We start from the raw sequence: 18190 nt of genomic DNA on the forward strand, positions 1-18190 counted from the left end.
CTCAGGTGAAGATCGCCCGCTGATCGGCCAGGATCGCCTGGGCCGCATTATGGCCGGGTGCGCCGGTCACGCCGCCCCCCGGATGGCTGCCGGATCCACAATGATACAGCCCCTTCAGCGGTGAGCGGTAATCGGCATGCCCCAGCATCGGCCGCGCCGAGAACAGCTGGTTCAAGCTCAGCGCGCCGTGAAAGATGTCGCCGCCGAGCAGGCCGAATTGCCGCTCGAGGTCGAGCGGCGACAGCGCCTGCCGGCCGAGGACGCTGGCGGCGAATCCCGGGGCGTAGCGGTCGACGGTTGCGATCATGAGATCGGCGACCTCGTCGCGATGATCGACCCATGAGCGTCCGTCCGGCAGCTCCGGCGCGACATGCTGGCAGAACAGGCTGGCGACGTGCTGGCCGGGCGGCGCCAGCGTCGGATCGAGCGTGGACGGGATCAGCAGCTCGACCACAGGATCGCGGCTCCAGCCGTGGGCTCGCGCGTCGAGATAGGCCTGGTCCATGTAGCCGAGGCTGGGCGCCAGGATAATGCCGGCGGAGAGGTGGTCGCCGTCGCCGGGCAGGGCGCTGAACGAGGGCAGTCGGCTCAGCGCGACGTTCATGCGGAACGTGCCGGAGCCGTTGCGCCAGTTGCGGATGCGGCTGAGGAAGGGCGCGGGCAGGGCGCCGTCCGGCACCAGCCGCGTATAGAGCAGCTTGGGATTGACGTTGGCCGCAACGTAGCGGGCGCGCAGCGCGCGGCCGTCCTCCAGCACGACGCCGACGGCGCGGTCGCCCTCGACGATCACTTCCCGCACGCCGCAGTCGACCTCGATCAGCGTTCCCAGCTCCTGCAGCGCGCGGGCCATGGCCTGGGTGATTGCGCCCATGCCGCCGATGGCGTGGCCCCAGACGCCCTTCTTGCCGTTCACCTCGCCGAAGGCGTGATGCAGCATCACATAGGCCGAGCCGGCGGCGTAGGGGCTGGCGTAATTGCCGACGATGGCGTCGAAGCCGAACAGCGCCTTCACCAGGTCGGTCTCGAAGATCTCGTCGAGCATCTCGCCGGCCGAGCGCGTGAACAGATCCAGCAGGTCGCGCTGCTGCTCCAGCGACAGCGCGCGCAGCGTGTTGGCGGTGCCGAGCGCGTTGAACGCCTCGCGGATCGCGGGCAGGCCGAATTGCGCGACGAGATTGGGCGGGGCGCGCAGCACCAGGCTGCGCAGCACGTCCGCGATCGCCTCGAGTCGCGCCGAGAACGGGCCGATCGCTTCGGCATCGCGGGGGCTGAGCCGCGCGACGGAGGCCTGGGTGCGGCCTTCGCCGGTCAGGAGGTATCGGCCGTCCGGCGAGGGCAGGAAGTTCTGCGCGCGGCGTTCGACGATCTCGAGCCCGTGCCGGTGCAGTCCGAGGTCGGCGATGACGCGCGGATTGAGCAGGCTGACGGTGTAGGACGCCACCGAGTTGCGGAAGCCCGGGTGAAACTCCTCCGTGACCGCGGCACCGCCGACCACCTTGCGGCGCTCGACGACGTGCACGCGCAGGCCGGCCTTTGCAAGATAGGCCGCGCAGGTCAGGCCGTTATGGCCCGCGCCGATGATGATCACGTCGGTTTCGTTCATGTGCGCTTCAAAAAGCCCTGATTAATGACCGGCAGTGCTCGATGGCCGGGAACCTCGGCGAGACCGTGCTGTCGCCCCGGATCGAGCTTGCGTCAAGGGGAACTCGGTTTTGCCGCACCTGCTCGCCATACCGCCCCGCGATCCGCTATGTCTCGTTCGCACACGGCGCTCTGGTCGTTCACCTGAGCCGGCCGCGCCGCTGCTGGAGTTGCCATGACCACAATCGCCTCGCCCGCCGCCGCAGCCGAGCCCTCCGCCGCCCGCAACCGGCTGGTGCTGGTGGTCTATACCGCCGCGATCTTCGTCAGCGCGCTGCTGTTGTTCTCGGTGCAGCCGCTGTTCACCAAGATGGTGCTGCCGCGGCTCGGCGGCTCGCCGGCGGTGTGGTCGGTAGCGATGGTGTTCTTCCAGGCGCTGCTGCTCGGTGGCTACGCCTATGCGCATGTCCTGACCCAGCTGCGCAGCCGGGTGATCCCGATCGCGATCCACCTCTTGCTGCTCGGCTTCGCTCTACTGAGCCTGCCGCTGTCGATCGCCGGGCACTGGGGCGATCCGCCGACATCGGGCTATGCGCTGTGGCTGCTCGGACTGTTCGCGGCCTCGATCGGCCTGCCGTTCTTCGCGCTCGCCGCCAACAATCCGCTGCTGCAGGCCTGGTTCGTGCGCACCGGGCATCCGGCCGGTCCCGATCCGTATTTTCTCTATGCGTCGTCGAACATCGGCAGCTTCCTCGCGCTGTTGTCCTATCCGCTGCTGATCGAGCCGATCTTCAGCCTGCGCATGCAGAACCTGATCTGGACCGGCGGCTATGGCCTGCTGATCGCGCTGATCGCCGGCTGCGGCGTGCTGCTGCTGCGCTCGCCGGTGACGGTGGCGAGCCTGCTGCAGAACGACGTCGGCGATGCGCCGGCACCTGGCTGGCCGCTGCGCCTGCGCTGGATCTTCCTCGCCGCCGTTCCCTCCGGCCTGCTGATCGCGGTGACCGCGCACATCTCGACCGACGTCGCGGCGGCGCCGCTGCTCTGGGTGCTGCCGCTGTCGCTCTATCTGCTCACCTGGGTGCTGGTGTTCCAGTCGCGGCCACTGCTGCCGCACAAATGGATGCTGGCGCTGCAGCCGCTCGCCATCGCCGGCGTCGTCGTGCTGCTCGCCTTCGGCGGCGAGCAGAATCTCGCGCTCACGCTCGGCGGTCATCAGCTCTGCTTCTTCATCATCGCCATGGCCTGCCATGGCGAATTGGCGCGCACGCGTCCGGCCGCCAGATATCTCACCGGCTTCTATGTCGCGCTCTCGTTCGGCGGCATGGTCGGCGGCCTGTTCGCTGGCCTGATCGCGCCGTTCACCTTCTCCTGGGTGGCCGAATATCCGATCCTGCTGGCGCTGGCCGCGCTGTGCCGGCCGGCGACCGCCGAGCGGCTGCCCAGGATCACGCGCTGGTACTGGATCCTTTTGGTGGTGATCGCCCTCGCGCTGCTGGTGCCGGCCAGCATGACCGGCAGGGTCACGACCTATTTCGAGGATCATCGCGTCTGGGTGGCGGGCGCCGTCGGCGTGCTCGCGGCGCTCGCCGCGCTGCTGCTCAATGCCGGCCGCTGGAAGCTGTTCGCGACGGCCGCGCTGGCGCTGGTGCTGATCCGCGCCTATCCGGCCGATGACGGCCGCGTCGAGACCGTCCGCAGCTTCTTCGGCGTGCACAAGATCGTGGTCACGTCCGACGGCCACTACCACGTGCTGATGCACGGCACGACGATCCACGGCGCGGAGAAATATCTCAACGCCGACGGCTCCAAGGTCACCGGACGGCCCGAGCCGATCACCTACTACCACAAGGACGGCGGCATCGGCCGCGCCATCACCGCGATCCGCGAGCGCAAGGGGGCGCCGCTCAAGGTCGCCGTGATCGGCGTCGGCTCGGGCACGCTGACCTGCGCCGCCGAGCCCGGCGAGAGCTGGACATTCTTCGAGATCGACCAGACCATGGTCGATACCGCGAGCGATCCGAAATATTTCAGCTACATCAGGAACTGTGCGCCGGACTTCAAGCCGGTGATCGGCGATGCCCGGCTGACCTTCGCCAAGGAGCCGGACGGCGTCTACGACCTCATCATCGTCGACGCCTATTCGTCCGACGCGATCCCGATCCATCTCGCCACCGAGGAGGCGATGGCGATCTACAAGGCCAAGCTGGCCCCGCAGGGCGCGGTCGTCATGCACGTCTCCAACCGCCACCTGGAACTGGAGAGCGTCGTCGTCGGCATCGCCGACGCCAACGACATGAAGAGCTGGGTCTACAACGAGGACTCCGGCCGCGACGACGAGTACATCTTCTCCACCGACGTCGTCGTCAGCGCCCGCGAGGAGGCCGATGTCGGCAAGCTCGCCTCGTCGGACAAATGGACCGAGACCGAGCCGACCGACGGCGAGCGGGTCTGGACCGACGATTATTCCAACATTCTGGGCGCGGTCTACCGGCGGCTGCGCGACGGCGAATAGCGGCGCTTCCGCTTCTGTTGGAATCGACATGTCGCTGGCGGCGCGAGGCCGGTTCGTCATGGGGACTGGAGATCGATATTCAACCGCCCGTTCCGACGCGGTCAAAAAGAGGTGCGCGCCTCGAATGGCTCCGCCGGCTTGGTTGCGCCGCCGCATGTCCCGGCCAGCGCGATTTTGGCCGATTTGAATGTATCGCAGCGCAAAACGCCAGGGTTGCGTTCCATCGCCGCGGTCATCTGTTGCGTGCCGGTCACCACCATGCTACCTGAGGTGCGCCCCTCATGAGGGGCCGCCGATCGAGGCTTGCATGGGGGCACGTTTGCCGGCAGCGGCGCCGCAAATGTCCAACGTCGCTTCGTTGCAGGGCGTGCCGGTCGTGGCTCGTCGAAGCATCGACGACCATCTGATGCGGTCGGCGGAGATCCTGCAGGGCCCTGGCCGAGAGGTCGTCTCGGGCAGGTCCCATCTGTGGTGAGTTCAAAACGCCGGCCGCATCAAGCAGGCTGGCTTACATGGGAGGGGTTCGATGAAGCGTCTTTGGATGGTCGGCGTGTCTGCTGTGTTGGCGATGGCGCTTGGCACGGGGTCGGCGGGAGCGGCCGACAAGAAGGTGCTGGCCTTCGTGGTCAATGGCGCATCCGACTTCTGGAAGATCGCCGAGGCCGGCTTGAAGAAGGCGCAGGGCGAGCTGCCTGATTACACCCTGCAGCTCAAATATCCGGAGCAGGCAGCGGCCGCCGTGCAGCAGCGCATGCTCGATGACCTGGTCGCGGCCGGCGCCGCGGGCATCATGGTCAGCGCCGTCGATCCGAAGAACCAGACCGAGCACCTCAACAAGATCGCCGGGCAGACGGTGCTGTTCACCACCGACAGCGACGCGCCGCAATCGAAGCGCATCGCCTATATCGGCTCCTCCAACACCGAGCTCGGCAAGGATGCCGGCAAGTTGATGCTGAAGGCGCTGCCGAACGGCGGCAAATGCGTCGGCTTCGTCGGCCTGCTCGGTGCCGACAATGCGCGCGAGCGCATCGAAGGCGTGAAGGAGACGATCAAGGGCTCGAAGGTCGAGCTGGTCGACGTCCGCGGCGACGAGATCGACCAGACCCGCGCCAAGCGCAACGTCGAGGACATCCTGGCGGCGATGCCGGACGTGAGCTGTCTCGTCGGCTTCTACTCCTACAACACGCCGCGCATCTACGAGGTGCTGAAGGAGGCCGGTAAGCTCGGCAAGATCAAGATCATCGGCTTCGACGAGGATCCGATCACGCTTGGCGGCGTCAAGGACGGCGCCATCGAGGGCACCGTCGTGCAGCAGCCGTTCGAGTGGGGCTATCAGGGCATGAAGCTGATGGCGAAGGTCGTGCAGGGCGACAAGTCGGGCGTTCCGGCCAACGGCATCATCATCGTCCCCGGCAAGGTCATCGAGAAGTCGAACGTCGACGACTTCATGGCGCAGATGAAGACGATGCTGAAGAAGTGACGCGACGGCCGGCGTGCGCGAGCCCTTCCTCGAGCTGATCGACATCGGCAAGACCTACCCTGGCGTGGTCGCGCTCGACCACGTCAGCCTGTCGGTCGCGCCGGGCGAGGTGATCGCGCTGCTCGGCGAGAACGGCGCCGGCAAGTCGACGCTGATGCGTGTGCTCGGCGGCGTCGTGGCGCCGAGCCGCGGGACGATCCGGATCGATGGTGTGGCCCGATCGAGCTACACCGTCACCGATGCGATCGCCGCCGGCATCGCCTTCGTCCACCAGGAGCTGAACCTGTTCGACAATCTCGACGTCGCCGGCAACGTCTATATCGGCCGCGAGCCGGTCTTTGGCGGTCCGCTGCGGCTGATCGATCGCAAGACGCTTCGGGCCAAGGTCCGTCCGCTGATCGCGCGGCTCGGGGCCGATTTCGAGCCGGACACGCCGCTCGCCGAGCTGTCCCTGGCGCAGCGCCAGCTGGTCGAGATCATCAAGGCGCTGTCGCTCGACGCGCGCTGCGTCATCATGGATGAACCCACGTCGAGCCTCACCCTCTCCGAAACCGAGCGGCTGATGCAGGTCATCGCCGGCCTGAAGGCCGACGGGGTCAGCGTCATCTTCATCACCCATCGCCTCAACGAGGTGATGCAATGCGCGGACCGGGCGATCGTGCTGCGCGATGGCCGCATGGCCGGCGCGTTGGCGCGTGACGAGCTCAGCCCCGCCGCGATGATCCGGCTGATGATCGGCCGCGACCTGCGCTCGCTCTACGTGCCGCCGGCCGCGCCGCCGGGCGAGGCCGTTCTCGACGTCGTCGATGCCGTGACATCCACCTATCCCAATCAGGCCGTCAGCCTGCAGCTCCGGCGCGGCGAGATCCTCGGGCTGGCCGGCCTGGTCGGCTCGGGCCGCACCGAACTCGCACGCGCCATCTTCGGTGTCGATCCCCTGCTCGCCGGCGGGCTCCATCTCGAGGGCGCGCCGATCCGCATCGCCACACCGCGCACCGCGATCGATCGCGGCATCTATCTGGTGCCGGAGGACCGCAAGGGCTGCGGCCTGCTGCTCGACCTGTCGATTGCCGAGAACGTCTCCTTGCCGGACCTCGCCTCGCATTCGCGATTCGGGCTGGTCGATACGGCAAGCGAGGCGGAGAATGCCGATCGCCAGCGCGAGCGCCTCAACATCCGGACCACGGACGTGCGAACGTCGGTCGGCACCCTGTCGGGCGGCAACCAGCAGAAGGTCGTGCTCGCCAAATGGCTGTCGATGCGGCCGAAGGTCCTGATCTTCGACGAGCCGACCCGCGGCATCGATGTCGGCGCCAAGCAGGAGATCTACGACATGCTCAGGCGGCTCGCCGATGACGGCGTCGCCATCCTGATGATCTCCAGCGACATGGAAGAGGTGATCGGCGTGAGCGACCGGATCGCGGTCATGCATGAGGGGCGGATTTCCGGCTTCCTGTCGCGCAGCGAGTTCAGCGAGCACAATGTGCTCCAGCTCGCTGTCGGCCATGCGATCTAGAGCATGATCCGGAAAAATGGGAACCGGTTTCCCGAAAAGATCATGGTGAAACAACAAGATGAGAGCATGATGCGATTCCCTGGAAACGCATCATGCTCGAGAACGAGGGGACCGTGCACAAGAAAGATCTCAGCCTCCTGGTCCTGATCCTGGTGGTCGGCGCGGTCGTGGCCTTCATCAATCCGCGTTTCCTGCTGGTCGGAAATCTGTCGAACACCGCCAACCAGGTCGGCATGTTCGGCATCTTCTCGATCGCGGAGGCCTTCGTCATCATTGTCGGCGGAATCGAGCTGGCGGTCGGATCGGTCATCGCGCTGCTCGGCGTGCTGTTCATCGACCTGATCGTCAACCGCGACATCGACTGGATCCTGGCCTTCGCGCTCATCATCGCAGGTGGCGTCGCGATCGGCACCATTCACGGCACGCTGGTCACCAAGATGAAGATTCAGCCCTTCGTGGTGACCTTGTGCGGGCTCCTGATCTATCGCGGCGCCGCGCGCTACTACACCGAGGACGCCACCGCCGGCTTCGGCTATGGCGCGAGCTTTCCGATGCTGGAATGGCTGACGGCCGGCCGCACCAATGTGCTCGGCTTCCCGCTGCCGCACAGCGTCGTGGCGCTGGTGATCGTGGCCGGCATCGCCTGGCTGGTGCTGCACCGGTCTGTGTATGGCCGCTATTTCTACGCCGTCGGCAAGAACGAGGAGGCCGCGCGCTATTCGGGCATTCGCTCCGACCGCGTGACGATATCAGCCTATGTGATCTGCGGCGGACTGACCGCGCTGTCCGCGGTCCTGCTCGCGATGTACACCCGCTCGATCTCGCCGGCGGTGCACGGCTCGTTCTACGAGCTCTATGCCATCGCGGCCGCCGTGCTCGGCGGCTGCTCGCTGCGCGGCGGCGAGGGCTCGATCATCGGCGTCGTGCTCGGCACGATCCTGCTGCAGGTGCTGCAGAACCTGGTCAACCTGCTGGGAATCCCGAGCTCGCTGAATTTCGCCGTGATGGGCACGGTGATCCTGATCGGCGTGCTGGCCGACCAGTATCTGGTGCAGCGCCGCCAGCGCGCGCCCTCGGCGCGGGGCCAGGCGGCCGCCGAGAGCAAGCCAGCCACCCTGGAGCGCGTCAGCGCCGAATAGGTCAGAGCTATTGCATATGGAGATTCGCAGCGTAGCGGCGAACGAACCTGCCGATCTGTTACTCCATCATGGCCGGGACAAGCCCGGCCATGATGAGTTGGAGAGACGAGCGCAAAACTGCGATCGTCAAATGCGATAGATCTGGCTGAAGAGGGGAGGGAGGCCGAGACTGGTTCGCGCAGCGAACCCGGCCTCCGCCGATTGGGATCAATCCTGGTAGGTGTAATAGCCGCGCGGCTGATAATACTGGCGCGGCTGGTAGTAGCGCGGCTGCGCGTAGCTCGGATTGCCGTTGTCGTAATAGTACTGCGGCTGCTGCTGCGGATAGGCCTGGGCGTCGTAGACGCGGCGGCTGGTGCCGCGCGGCGCGGGATAGCGTACGCCATTGTCGCTGCCGTCGGCCGGATAGATGTAGCCGTCATCCGGGCGCTGTTGCGGCACGACCTGGCGGCCCGGCAGCAGCTGCGGCTGCGGAGTCAGCACGACCGGCTCGCCACTGTCGTCATATTGCTGCGGCTGGGTCTCGCGGCGGGCCACCGCGGTGCCACGGCGCGGATTGCGCGCCAGCGCTACCTCGGCCGATCCGGTCAGGGTCACCGTGGTGTTGAGCACGCCGTCCTTCTGCACGAGATCGTAGAGCGTCGTGGCATTCGCCTTCGACAGCCGGACGCAGCCGTGCGACGCCGGCGTGCCGAGCCGTCCTTCGGAGTCGGTGCCGTGGATCGCGTGCCCGACCTTGGTGAAGAAGATCGAGTGCGGCATCGGCGCGTCGTCGAACTCCTTCGAGAAATGGTCGGCCTCCATGCGGAAGGCCCGGAAGGTGCCGTTCGGCGTCTCACGCGAGGGGATGCCGGTGGAGACCGGCCAGCGGTACCGCTCGACGCCATCGACGGCGACGGTCATGATCTGGTTGTTCTTGTCGACGGTGATGTCGATCTTCGCCAGGGCGGGCGTGGCGAACAGCAGGGCGAAGCCGGCAACTGCAAAAAGAGTGGTACGCATCTAACCTCTGGCCTCCAGGCCCTCGACTTCGGCGAGACCTTGAACGATGTGGGGCGAAACTCGCAAATACCGCGCGACGCCAGCACGGCCTGCACTATGTCGGAAGTCCAAACTTTGTTCCAGCCGGGCGCGGTCTCAACCTTAATGTCGGTCACGAATGAGGCAAAGACATCGCTTCGTGTGCGGAAGTGACATTTTCGCGACGGCGCCGTGTGTCGGGCGGTGTTTAGGACTTCTCTAATCCGCCCCATTCGTCGCGCCGCCGCAACTTTTTGGCCGCATCGGCGTTTCAAACAGTCCTCCATGCGGTTCCCAGGATTCAGAATGTTGACGATCAAGGCCAAAACGGCGGTGCTCGATGACCGGGCTCCGCAGCGACTGACCTATCTGCTCGCAGCGCTCGCGCTGTTCATCCTGGCGCTGGCCTGGGTCGCGCTCCCGCAATTCGCCCATGCCCAGGGCATCATCCGTGGCGCCCATGAAGGCGCGTACGAGGGCAACCGGATCGCCGGTCCGGTGGGCGGCGTCGTCGGAGGCGCGGTGGGCGCTGGCGTGGGCGGCGTGGTCGGCGGCGTCGAGGGAGTGCTCGGCATCCCGCACCGCTCCTATTACCACCGTCACTACCACTGCCGTGGCTACCGCGACGGGGACGGTCACTTCCATTGCGCGCGTTGAACGGCGCGAGGCTCAGCGCTTGAGCCGGTAGCCCGTCTTGAAGATCCACCAGATCGCGGTCATGCAGATCGCGAGAAAGGCCAGCGTCATCGCGACGCTGATCTCGACCCTGACGTCGGCGATCTCGTAGAAGCTCCAGCGGAAGCCGGAGATCAGATAGACGACCGGGTTGAGCAGCGCGATCGAGTGCCAGGTCGGCGGCAGCATGTTCACCGAATAGAAGCTGCCGCCGAGGAAGGTCAGCGGCGTCACCACCAGCATCGGGATCATCTGCAGCTTCTCGAAGCCGTCAGCCCAGATGCCGATGATGAAGCCGAACAGGCTGAACGTCACCGCCGTGAGCACCAGGAACGACAGCATCCACACCGGGTGCTGGATGTGCAGCGGCACGAACAGTCCGGCCGTGGCCAGGATGATCAGCCCGAGAACGATCGATTTGGTCGCGGCCGCGCCGACATAGCCGAGCACGATCTCGACATGGGAGATCGGCGCCGACAGGATCTCGTAGATCGTGCCGATGAACTTCGGGAAGTAGATCCCGAACGAGGCATTGGCGATGCTCTGCGTGAGCACCGACAGCATCACGAGGCCCGGCACGATGAAGGTGCCGTAGCTGACGCCCTGAACCTCGCTGATGCGCGAGCCGATGGCCGCGCCGAACACCACGAAATACAGCGAGGTCGAGACGACCGGCGACACGATGCTCTGCAGGATCGTGCGCCAGGTGCGTGCCATCTCGAATTTGTAGATTGCGCCGACGGCTCGCAGGTTCATTGGCTCACCAGGCTGACGAAGATGTCTTCGAGGGAGGATTGCTTGGTTTCGAGATCGACGAAGCGGATGCCGGCGGCGCGGAGATCGCCGAGCAGGCTGGTGATGCCGGTGCGCTCGCCCTTGGTGTCGTAGTCGTAGGCCAGCCGCCAGCCGTCCCCCGACAGCGTGAGATGATACGGTGTCAGCGCCTCGGGGATCGCGTCGATCCTGTGCTGCAGTTGCAGCGAGAGCCGCTTGCGGCCGAGCTTCTGCATCAGCTTGGCCTTGTCCTCGACCAGCACGATCTCGCCCTTGTTGATGACGCCGACGCGGTCGGCCATCTCCTCGGCTTCCTCGATGTAGTGCGTGGTCAGGATGATGGTGACGCCGGCGGCCTTGAGCTCGCGCACGACGTCCCACATGCCCTTGCGCAATTCGACGTCGACGCCCGCGGTCGGCTCGTCCAGGAACAGCACCTGCGGCTCATGCGACAGCGCCTTGGCGATCATCACGCGGCGCTTCATGCCGCCCGACAGCGTGATGATCTTGGCGTCCTTCTTGTCCCACAGCGACAGATCTTTGAGGACCTTCTCGATCAGCGCCGGGTTCTTCGGCTTGCCGAACAGGCCGCGGCTGAAGCTCACGGTCGCCCACACGCTCTCGAACGAATCGGTGTGCAGCTCCTGCGGCACCAGCCCGATCAGCGACCGCGCGGCGCGGTAGGCGGCATTGATGTCATGGCCGCCGACCGCGACCTTGCCCGCGGACGCATTGACGATGCCGCAGATGATGCTGATCAGCGTCGTCTTGCCGGCGCCGTTGGGACCGAGCAGGGCGAAGATCTCGCCGCGCTCGATCGCGAGATTGATGTTGTTGAGCGAGGTGAAGCCCGACGCATAGGTCTTCGACAGGCCGGAAACGGAAATGACGGGAGCCATCACGGGGAATTCGATGTGATTCGGGAGCCGCGCGCATGAGACGCGCAGGTGCGGGCGAAGCGCAGAGATAGGAACGCGGGCGCGGTCCCGCAATCGCAAGCCCGTGAATGGATCGTGTCGCACTCCGGGCGTTTCTGTGACCAAGTGTGGCGAGTGTTGCCGTGCAGCCACGTCGGGGAGAGGAACACCGTCGCGGATGTCGCATCATGTTGCGTCCGCGAGCATCTCTTGTACGGTTCGCGCCGTCTCGACATTTCCGCCGTGGAGAAGGACCGATGACGCCACAAATCAGCACCACCCGCACCATCCCGACGCGCAGCCTGCCGGCGCGCTGGCTCGGAATGGTCGCACTGGCGCTCGCGCTGGTCCTGCCGCTCGGAACCGGATCGGTCCGCGCCGCGCCGAGCCCGGCGGCGGCGAATGCGGCCAGCACCACGCATGTTTATCTGCTGCGCGGCGTGCTCAACATCTTCTCGCTCGGGCTCGACGACATCGCCGCGAAGCTGGATTCGCAGGGCATCCCGAACACGGTCGCCAATTTCGTGTCCTGGTCTTCGCTCGCCGACGAGGCGGCGGCGGCCTACAAGGCCGGCCGGATCAAGACCATCATCCTGGTCGGCCATTCCTCGGGCGCCACCGCGCTGCCCGACATGATCAACAAGCTCGGCCAGCTCGGCGTGCCGGTGAAGCTCGCGATCGGCTTGGACTCGGTGTTCAAGACCAAGCTCGTCGGCGGCAACGCCGAGCGCTACATCAACTTCTACATCGCCAGCGGTGCCGGCGAGCCGGTCCGCCGCGACGACGGCTTCCATGGCAAGCTCGAGAATGTCGACGTCGGGTCGGCGGTTCCGGGCGTCGGTCACATCACGATCGAGAAAAACCAGATCATGCAGCAGAAGGTGATCGGGGCGATCGATGGCGTGGTGTTTGGCGGCAAGGGCCGTCCGGCGGCCGCGCCGCCCACGCGCATGGCCGCTCCGCAGCGCGCCGCCAACGCCACCGGATACCGGTAAACTCCGGGGGCGCATGGCTGCGCGCCCCAAAATGCTCCCATTCGGCGCCGACAAGCGGTATGGCAGGGCAGCATGACCCTGTCTGACCTGAGCCTCGAGCTGTCCTGGGAGCGCGAATGACCGGCGTGACGCGAATTGCGGGCGGCTGGCGCGCAGCCGCGGAGGCTGGCGCCGGACGATGGCTGTCCGCGCTGCTCGTCGTGGCGCTCGCCGCGACGGCCCTGCCGCCGGGCGCCCGCGCGGGCGCCGCTTCGGCGGCCACCCCCAGCAAATCGGCCAAGGTGGCGACTGTGCCGACCCCCGCCGCCATCCGCGCGGTGCCAGAGCGGCCGGTCGAGCCGGTCCCGACGCTGCCGCCGCCGCGGGTCTATCTGTTCCGCGGCGCGCTCGGCCCGTTGTTCTCCACCGGCATGGATCGCCTCGCCGAAAAGATCGAGAAGGCCGGCTACTGGGCCAGCGTCTATGAATTCACGCTGTGCGACCTGATCGCGCTGCAGGTGGCCAAGAACTACCGCCAGGACCAGGCGCCGATCGTGCTGATCGGACACTCGATGGGCGGGCTGTGCAGCGTCCGCATCGCGATCTCGCTGCAGGAGCAGAACATTCCGGTCGCCCTCGTCGTCACCGTCGACCCGGCGCATGCGACCAAGAGCGTGCCGCCCAACGTGCAGCGCTTCATTAATCTGTTCCTGTCCGACAACATCCTCGGCGGCGGCGATGTCAAGCCGGAGCCCGGCTTCCACGGCCATTACGCCAGCTTCGACATGAAGGATCATGACGAGGTCACGCACATCAACATCGACAAGATGGAGGACGTCCACGCCCAGCTGGTGGCGATGATCAGCCAGCTGTCGCAGACGTCGGCGACCGCCGACGCCGATCCGGTCCAGCTGCGCTATCTGGTGCCGCCGAAGGTCGCGGTGGAGTTGTGGGACAGCGGCACCGCGGTCGCGGTGCGCCCGGGCGAGACCCTCGACCAGATCGCGGCGGCGTACCGCATCCCGCTCTGGGCCCTGCAGCAGTCCAATCGCGGGCTGGCGGCGCAGCCGCTGGTCCCCGGCCAACGCATCATCCTGCCGCGCCATCTGCAGCCGCAGGCGGCCAACCAGCCGCCGCAACAGGCCTCCGAAGCGCCTGTGCCGGTCCGGCGCTGACCAGCGAGCGCGTCAGCCCGCCGGCAGGAACGGGATGATCATCGGCACGCGCCGGCTATAGGCGACGTAGTCCGGTCCGAGTTCCTGGGCCAGGAACACCTCTTCCATCTTGGCCTTCCAGGCCATGCCGAGCGAGATCAGGACGGCGCCGAGCACGGCGGTCACCGTCCCCACCGCGATCCCCGTCGCGATCATGCCCAGGATCAGGCCGGTATAGATCGGGTGACGCACCATGCCATAGGGGCCGGTGTCGATGACCTTGTGGCCTTCCTTGTGGGTGATCGCGTTCGACCAGAACCGGCCGAGATGGATGCGCGCCCACCAGGTGAAGGCGATGCCGGCCAGGGTCACGACGGTGAGCAGATATACGCCGGTCGTGCCGGGGTGCCAGAACGGCCTCTCGCCGAGGAGGCGCGAGGTCCAGGGCGTGAACAAGATACCGCCGAGCACGATCAGCGCGTGGTAGCGGCTGGTCTTGATGACCGTCACATGCTTGCGGGTCTGCCCGGACCAGAACGAGGCTCCGACCCAGCTTGCGAGCCAGATCAGCCAGATGACGGCGAGCAGGGAGGTGGGCCATGTGGTGGTCCAGCCGCTGAACGCAACTGACGAGAGGGGGCTGGCATCGCCGGACATGTCTTTGAAAACCGTTATGGGACGTGGGACCGGCTGCTCTTAGCTATTCGGCCGCGGTGCGAAAAGGGTGTTGTTTCTCGTCGAGCCCCTTGGCCTGCTCGGCGCCGAGCAGGAAATCGATGGTCTCCCGCAGGGTCGGCTCGATCGGGCGGGGCGCATAGCCGAGCTCCCGCTTGGCCTTGTCGATCGACAGGTCGGAGGCCGAGCGGGCGATCCGCACGCCTTCGGCCGTGCCGGACGGGCACCGCTTGGTCAGGCGGTCGGAGATGAGCTCCAGCATGCCCGCGGACAGCTCCGCGAAGCCGCCGGGCACCGGGATCGCCACATGCTTGCGGCCGCTGATCGTCGCCATCAGCTCGAGGATGCGGCTGAGGCGCAGGCTCTCGCCGCCGAACACGTAACGATCGCCGACCTTGCCGCGCTCCATCGCCAGGATCAGGCCGGCCGCGACGTCGCGGACATCGACCAGGTTGACGATGAAGTCGAGATACAGCTGCACCCGGCTATCGAGGAAGTGGAGCAGCATCTGCGACGGCGGTGTCAGATTGCTGTCATGCGGCCCGATCGGCATCGTCGGCGTGCCGACGACGACGGGAAAGCCGTCGGCCGCAGCCGCCATCGCGCGCGCCTCGGCCAGCGCCTTGGAGCGGGTATAGGCGCCGGGCATCGCCTCCGCCGGCGGCGCGGTCGGGACCGAGGCCGCCCCCCTCGAGCCGGGATAGTCGAACAGGATCGATTCCGTCGAGCAATGCAGGAAGCGGCGCACCTTGCCGGCGCGCGCCGCGGCCAGCACCGTTTCGGTGCCGACGCAATTGACGCGATAAAAATCCTCGCGGTCCGGCATCCACATCCCGGGCAGCCCGGCGAGGTGATAGACCTGATCGACGCCGGCCACCGCGTGTTTCACCAGGCCGGCATCGAGCACCGAGCCCTCGAGATACTCCACCTCGGCCATCATGTGGCCCGGAGAGCGGATGTCGAGCACGCGCACATCCACCCCCCGCGCAACCAGCGCGGAGACGAGGTGATGGCCGATGAAGCCGCTGCCGCCGGTGACGAGAACTTTCATTATGGACGTGAGTGCTGATCGCCTTGGAGATCGCCTTGGAGACGGTTCGATGCGCCCCGATCCGGCGACCAGTCAGGCGTGATGAGATCGGCCACCGAAGGCTTGAATCCCAACGCCATGTACAACTTCGCCATCACGAACATCGGCCCGAGAAAAAGATGCGCCGGATGATCCAGCAGAGACGGATTGTTACGCTCGAAAAACTTGTGGCCGACGGCCTGCGAGATCAGGCCCAGGATCACGAGCGCCGCAAACAGCACCCATAGTCCCAACCCTTGGACGTGGTCGGCAATCATCATGGCCACAGAAAGGAACACCACGGCGAAAGCCAGGATGCCGGCCCCCAGTGCGGCATCGAGCAGCAGCCAGTACAGCAGGACCGGCAGCGCCAGCACGGCGCCCAGGCTGATCCGAACGCCGAACGCGTCGAAATGCCACAAGCTCAACGGCAGCACGGCACCCAGGAACAACAGAATGATCCCGAGAACGTGCATCAATCCGTTGCGCGGATCGCGATGATAATCGACGTAGTCGATCATCTGGCGTCGGAACATGGCGTTCATCGTTGGCTCGCTCGTCCACGGACTGGCCACCGCTCAATCGACGGCCGCAACGATCGGCCTATACCATCAAGCGGCTGCATCGACAAACCGGCAATCGCAGCGCACCCGGAGCGGCCTGCCCGGGACATTTGACAATCGGTTCCATGAGCGCGCTCCGCGGGGGGCCGAGACGACCGATCTGACGTGCAGTCGCGCCGGCGAGGCGCCCGGTTCATGCGAAGATGCAGAGCTCGATTGCGTCAATTGCGGCGCTTGCGCGGGGCCTGCTTGCTGGGCGCGGCGGGCGCTGCGGCCGGAGCCGGGGCAGCAGCCTCCTCGACGGTCTTCGCGACCGTGATGATCTGGATCTGCTGATTGATCGGCGCGGTCGGTTTGGCCGGGTCGAGCAGTTGCTCCTCCCCGAGGCCGATGGATTGCAGCCGCTTGACCGAGATCTTGAAGGTATTGGCCAGGATGTCGCGGATCGCGTCGGCGCGGCGCTGGCTCAGGATGACGTTGGACTCGCGCTTGCCATTGGCTTCGATGTGGCCGACGATCAGGAACGTGTAGGGCAGCAGGTCCGCATACACCATCGCGTCGGCGATCCGTCCTACCGCCTGGTAGGATTCCGGACGCACGATCGGGGTATCCACGTCGAACTGGATGTCGGCGTTGAAGGTCGGCAGCGTCATCAGCTCCGGCGCGATCGGCGCACGCTTCGAGGGCGGCGGCTCATTGCGGCCGCGCATCTTCGAGCGCTCCTGGGTCTGCTGCTTCAGCGCGGTCAGGTCGAGCGCCGGTGCGGTCTCGAACCGGCTGAGCTGGCGCACGATGTCCTCGCGCGTGACCTCCTGCGACCACGCCGGCGAGCCGGCCAGCAGCGCGGCGGCGAGAAGCCCCGTCAGCAGCGATGTCGTCATCCGCGGCATCAGCGATACCCCGCCTCGCTTATCGCCTGCTGGCAGCGCGCACTGACGCCGCTGGTGGTCAGCAGGCAGGGGATCGATTTGCTGGTCTCCTTGGTCGAGCCGCCGCACAGCTTGACGATCTCGCGCTGGCACGCATTCGCAACGGTGACCCGTGCCGAGATGCGCTTCTGGATCGCCTCGAAGGCCTTGAAATAGGTCGCCTTGCACTGCGCCGAGACCACGTCCTGGTTGCGCGACAGGCATTCCTTGAGGCGGTTGGAATCGAGATTGACGCCGCGGCAATTGGCGGTGATGTCGGCGCCGCAGCTCGACGCGATCAACCCGGCCGACTCGCCAAAGCTCATCGTCTGCGCCGCCGCAAGCGACGGCGTGCTGAGCGCGAGCGCAACGATGAACAGATTGTATACCCGGACCATGCACGCATCTCATACGACGCGAGCTGCCACGGTCAAGGCCTAACAACGGCGAAGCTGTGGGACGTTGACGAAGCGGCCAAATCTGCCAGGCGCGGTGACGTTCGGCAGGCGCGTGCGGCTGCAGATGACCGGCGTCTGGAGCGCACGTCGGTCAAAAAGTGGATTTCAGCACGCGATCCATCTCTGCGAACAGCCGCCCCTGCTCGGCCACGAGCTTGTCGACGATGTCCGTCGAAACCACCAGGCGGTTTTCCGGCGACGTCGCCTCGGCGCCAAAGACATAAACCTTGTATCGCCCGAGCGTTTCGATCGCGAAGCCGGCATGCGGATCATAAGGCAGCTCGATCGCGCCGTGCTCCATCGGGTTCGACGTCAGCAGACAGGCCTGGCCCACGAGCTCGATGGCGTCCAGGGATGCGGCAATGGTCGTCGCCCTGGGGGCTGCCGACGGATAGTTCTGACCGATCCAGTCGAACGCCTGAGCCACCGTGCGGCCGCTGCGCGCCACATCATCGATCACCAGCGGCTTGAACAGCACGGGAGGGCCGATGAAGCTGGACGCCAATCTCACGCCGGTGCTGTCACCCTCGAGGGGGATGACGGGGATGTCCAGCCGCAGATATTCCTTGACGAACCGCCCCACGGAGGCGCCGCCGCGATTGAGCGTGACGATCGCATCGGGGACGAGATCGTTCGCGAAAGCGGCAATTCTGCCGAGGCCAGAAAGTGTCTGGTCCGTATCGATGCGTCGGGTCGCCAGCACGGGGCTTGCGCTCTCGATCGATCGAACGAGATCTTCGATCTTCTCGAACAGCGAATGTTCCGCGTTCGA

General features: G+C 66.2%; 18 protein-coding genes. 7 read left to right on the forward strand and 11 right to left on the reverse strand.

Annotated features, from left to right (window positions below; genetic code table 11):
* Position 1: 1 nt before the first annotated feature.
* Complete coding sequence (locus tag BRAS3809_RS24100; RefSeq protein ID WP_008964645.1) at positions 2 to 1603, reverse strand: phytoene desaturase family protein; 1602 nt, start codon at positions 1601 to 1603, stop codon at positions 2 to 4.
* 213 nt (positions 1604 to 1816) lie between these two features.
* On the opposite strand from BRAS3809_RS24100, the gene BRAS3809_RS24105 reads away from it, so the two are divergent.
* Positions 1817 to 4096, forward strand: coding sequence for a spermidine synthase (locus tag BRAS3809_RS24105; RefSeq protein WP_008964646.1), 2280 nt, complete (start codon positions 1817 to 1819; stop codon positions 4094 to 4096).
* 101 nt (positions 4097 to 4197) lie between these two features.
* Here the strand turns inward: BRAS3809_RS24105 and BRAS3809_RS36795 are convergent, their stop codons facing one another.
* Positions 4198 to 4356, reverse strand: a complete 159-nt coding sequence (locus BRAS3809_RS36795; RefSeq protein WP_170323323.1) for a hypothetical protein — start codon at positions 4354 to 4356, stop codon at positions 4198 to 4200.
* A 266-nt stretch (positions 4357 to 4622) separates the two neighbouring features.
* Between BRAS3809_RS36795 and BRAS3809_RS24110 the strand changes: the two genes are divergently transcribed.
* The 3 genes from BRAS3809_RS24110 to BRAS3809_RS24120 all read left to right on the forward strand — a co-directional run bounded on the left by BRAS3809_RS24110 (position 4623) and on the right by BRAS3809_RS24120 (position 8231).
* The gene (locus BRAS3809_RS24110; RefSeq protein ID WP_008964648.1) at positions 4623 to 5576 is read left to right on the forward strand and encodes a sugar-binding protein; all 954 of its coding nucleotides are present in this window, start codon (positions 4623 to 4625) and stop codon (positions 5574 to 5576) included.
* A gap of 13 nt (positions 5577 to 5589) precedes the next feature.
* Positions 5590 to 7092, forward strand: a complete 1503-nt coding sequence (locus BRAS3809_RS24115) for a sugar ABC transporter ATP-binding protein (protein WP_008964649.1) — start codon at positions 5590 to 5592, stop codon at positions 7090 to 7092.
* Positions 7093 to 7205: 113 nt separating this feature from the next.
* Positions 7206 to 8231 (forward strand): ABC transporter permease, encoded by a 1026-nt coding sequence (locus BRAS3809_RS24120; RefSeq protein ID WP_008964650.1) that lies wholly within the window; start codon positions 7206 to 7208, stop codon positions 8229 to 8231.
* A 207-nt stretch (positions 8232 to 8438) separates the two neighbouring features.
* Here BRAS3809_RS24120 and BRAS3809_RS24125 read toward each other — a convergent pair whose 3' ends face one another.
* A complete protein-coding gene (locus tag BRAS3809_RS24125) occupies positions 8439 to 9233 on the reverse strand; it encodes a L,D-transpeptidase (RefSeq protein ID WP_008964651.1) in 795 nt (264 codons plus the stop codon).
* Positions 9234 to 9557: 324 nt separating this feature from the next.
* Here BRAS3809_RS24125 and BRAS3809_RS24130 point away from each other — a divergent pair, with 324 nt between their 5' ends.
* Positions 9558 to 9908 (forward strand): hypothetical protein, encoded by a 351-nt coding sequence (locus BRAS3809_RS24130; protein WP_008964652.1) that lies wholly within the window; start codon positions 9558 to 9560, stop codon positions 9906 to 9908.
* Positions 9909 to 9920: 12 nt separating this feature from the next.
* Here the strand turns inward: BRAS3809_RS24130 and BRAS3809_RS24135 are convergent, their stop codons facing one another.
* A complete protein-coding gene (locus BRAS3809_RS24135) occupies positions 9921 to 10682 on the reverse strand; it encodes an ABC transporter permease (RefSeq protein WP_008964653.1) in 762 nt (253 codons plus the stop codon).
* Positions 10679 to 11599, reverse strand: a complete 921-nt coding sequence (locus BRAS3809_RS24140) for an ABC transporter ATP-binding protein (RefSeq protein ID WP_008964654.1) — start codon at positions 11597 to 11599, stop codon at positions 10679 to 10681. The genes BRAS3809_RS24135 and BRAS3809_RS24140 overlap by 4 nt, the downstream gene beginning before the upstream one ends.
* A 275-nt stretch (positions 11600 to 11874) precedes the next feature.
* On the opposite strand from BRAS3809_RS24140, the gene BRAS3809_RS24145 reads away from it, so the two are divergent.
* A complete protein-coding gene (locus BRAS3809_RS24145; protein WP_008964655.1) occupies positions 11875 to 12612 on the forward strand; it encodes a hypothetical protein in 738 nt (245 codons plus the stop codon).
* A gap of 116 nt (positions 12613 to 12728) precedes the next feature.
* Entirely contained in the window at positions 12729 to 13766 is a 1038-nt protein-coding gene (locus BRAS3809_RS24150; protein ID WP_008964656.1) for a LysM peptidoglycan-binding domain-containing protein, read from the forward strand.
* A 12-nt stretch (positions 13767 to 13778) separates the two neighbouring features.
* Here BRAS3809_RS24150 and BRAS3809_RS24155 read toward each other — a convergent pair whose 3' ends face one another.
* The 6 genes from BRAS3809_RS24155 to BRAS3809_RS24180 all read right to left on the reverse strand — a co-directional run bounded on the left by BRAS3809_RS24155 (position 13779) and on the right by BRAS3809_RS24180 (position 18121).
* On the reverse strand, positions 13779 to 14402 hold the full coding sequence (locus BRAS3809_RS24155) for a methyltransferase family protein (RefSeq protein WP_008964657.1): 624 nt from the start codon (positions 14400 to 14402) through the stop codon (positions 13779 to 13781).
* Positions 14403 to 14445: 43 nt separating this feature from the next.
* Positions 14446 to 15471, reverse strand: a complete 1026-nt coding sequence (locus BRAS3809_RS24160) for an NAD-dependent epimerase/dehydratase family protein (RefSeq protein ID WP_008964658.1) — start codon at positions 15469 to 15471, stop codon at positions 14446 to 14448.
* Entirely contained in the window at positions 15471 to 16034 is a 564-nt protein-coding gene (locus BRAS3809_RS24165) for an Mpo1-like protein (RefSeq protein WP_008964659.1), read from the reverse strand. The genes BRAS3809_RS24160 and BRAS3809_RS24165 overlap by 1 nt, the downstream gene beginning before the upstream one ends.
* Before the next feature lie 239 nt (positions 16035 to 16273).
* The gene (locus tag BRAS3809_RS24170) at positions 16274 to 16942 is read right to left on the reverse strand and encodes an OmpA family protein (RefSeq protein ID WP_008964660.1); all 669 of its coding nucleotides are present in this window, start codon (positions 16940 to 16942) and stop codon (positions 16274 to 16276) included.
* Positions 16942 to 17358 carry a hypothetical protein gene (locus BRAS3809_RS24175; protein WP_008964661.1) on the reverse strand — a complete coding sequence of 139 codons (417 nt, stop codon included), beginning with the start codon at positions 17356 to 17358 and terminating at the stop codon, positions 16942 to 16944. Before BRAS3809_RS24175 ends, BRAS3809_RS24170 begins: the two co-directional genes overlap by 1 nt.
* Before the next feature lie 151 nt (positions 17359 to 17509).
* Positions 17510 to 18121: a hypothetical protein gene (locus tag BRAS3809_RS24180; protein WP_008964662.1), complete on the reverse strand. Its 612-nt coding sequence runs from the start codon at positions 18119 to 18121 to the stop codon at positions 17510 to 17512.
* Between the last annotated feature and the right edge of the window lie 69 nt (positions 18122 to 18190).

Source organism: Bradyrhizobium sp. STM 3809, assembly GCF_000239795.1.
Classification (GTDB): Bacteria; Pseudomonadota; Alphaproteobacteria; order Rhizobiales; family Xanthobacteraceae; genus Bradyrhizobium.

Bases quoted from the DNA above. Each gene is read 5' to 3' on its own strand.
- BRAS3809_RS24100 (WP_008964645.1), bottom strand. From the start codon at position 1,603: ATGAACGAAACCGACGTGATCATCATCGGCGCGGGCCATAACGGCCTG.
- BRAS3809_RS24105 (WP_008964646.1), top strand. From the start codon at position 1,817: ATGACCACAATCGCCTCGCCCGCCGCCGCAGCCGAGCCCTCCGCCGCC.
- BRAS3809_RS36795 (WP_170323323.1), bottom strand. From the start codon at position 4,356: ATGGTGGTGACCGGCACGCAACAGATGACCGCGGCGATGGAACGCAAC.
- BRAS3809_RS24110 (WP_008964648.1), top strand. From the start codon at position 4,623: ATGAAGCGTCTTTGGATGGTCGGCGTGTCTGCTGTGTTGGCGATGGCG.
- BRAS3809_RS24125 (WP_008964651.1), bottom strand. From the start codon at position 9,233: ATGCGTACCACTCTTTTTGCAGTTGCCGGCTTCGCCCTGCTGTTCGCC.
- BRAS3809_RS24130 (WP_008964652.1), top strand. From the start codon at position 9,558: ATGTTGACGATCAAGGCCAAAACGGCGGTGCTCGATGACCGGGCTCCG.
- BRAS3809_RS24135 (WP_008964653.1), bottom strand. From the start codon at position 10,682: ATGAACCTGCGAGCCGTCGGCGCAATCTACAAATTCGAGATGGCACGC.
- BRAS3809_RS24140 (WP_008964654.1), bottom strand. From the start codon at position 11,599: ATGGCTCCCGTCATTTCCGTTTCCGGCCTGTCGAAGACCTATGCGTCG.
- BRAS3809_RS24145 (WP_008964655.1), top strand. From the start codon at position 11,875: ATGACGCCACAAATCAGCACCACCCGCACCATCCCGACGCGCAGCCTG.
- BRAS3809_RS24150 (WP_008964656.1), top strand. From the start codon at position 12,729: ATGACCGGCGTGACGCGAATTGCGGGCGGCTGGCGCGCAGCCGCGGAG.
- BRAS3809_RS24155 (WP_008964657.1), bottom strand. From the start codon at position 14,402: ATGTCCGGCGATGCCAGCCCCCTCTCGTCAGTTGCGTTCAGCGGCTGG.
- BRAS3809_RS24160 (WP_008964658.1), bottom strand. From the start codon at position 15,471: ATGAAAGTTCTCGTCACCGGCGGCAGCGGCTTCATCGGCCATCACCTC.
- BRAS3809_RS24165 (WP_008964659.1), bottom strand. From the start codon at position 16,034: ATGAACGCCATGTTCCGACGCCAGATGATCGACTACGTCGATTATCAT.
- BRAS3809_RS24170 (WP_008964660.1), bottom strand. From the start codon at position 16,942: ATGCCGCGGATGACGACATCGCTGCTGACGGGGCTTCTCGCCGCCGCG.
- BRAS3809_RS24175 (WP_008964661.1), bottom strand. From the start codon at position 17,358: ATGGTCCGGGTATACAATCTGTTCATCGTTGCGCTCGCGCTCAGCACG.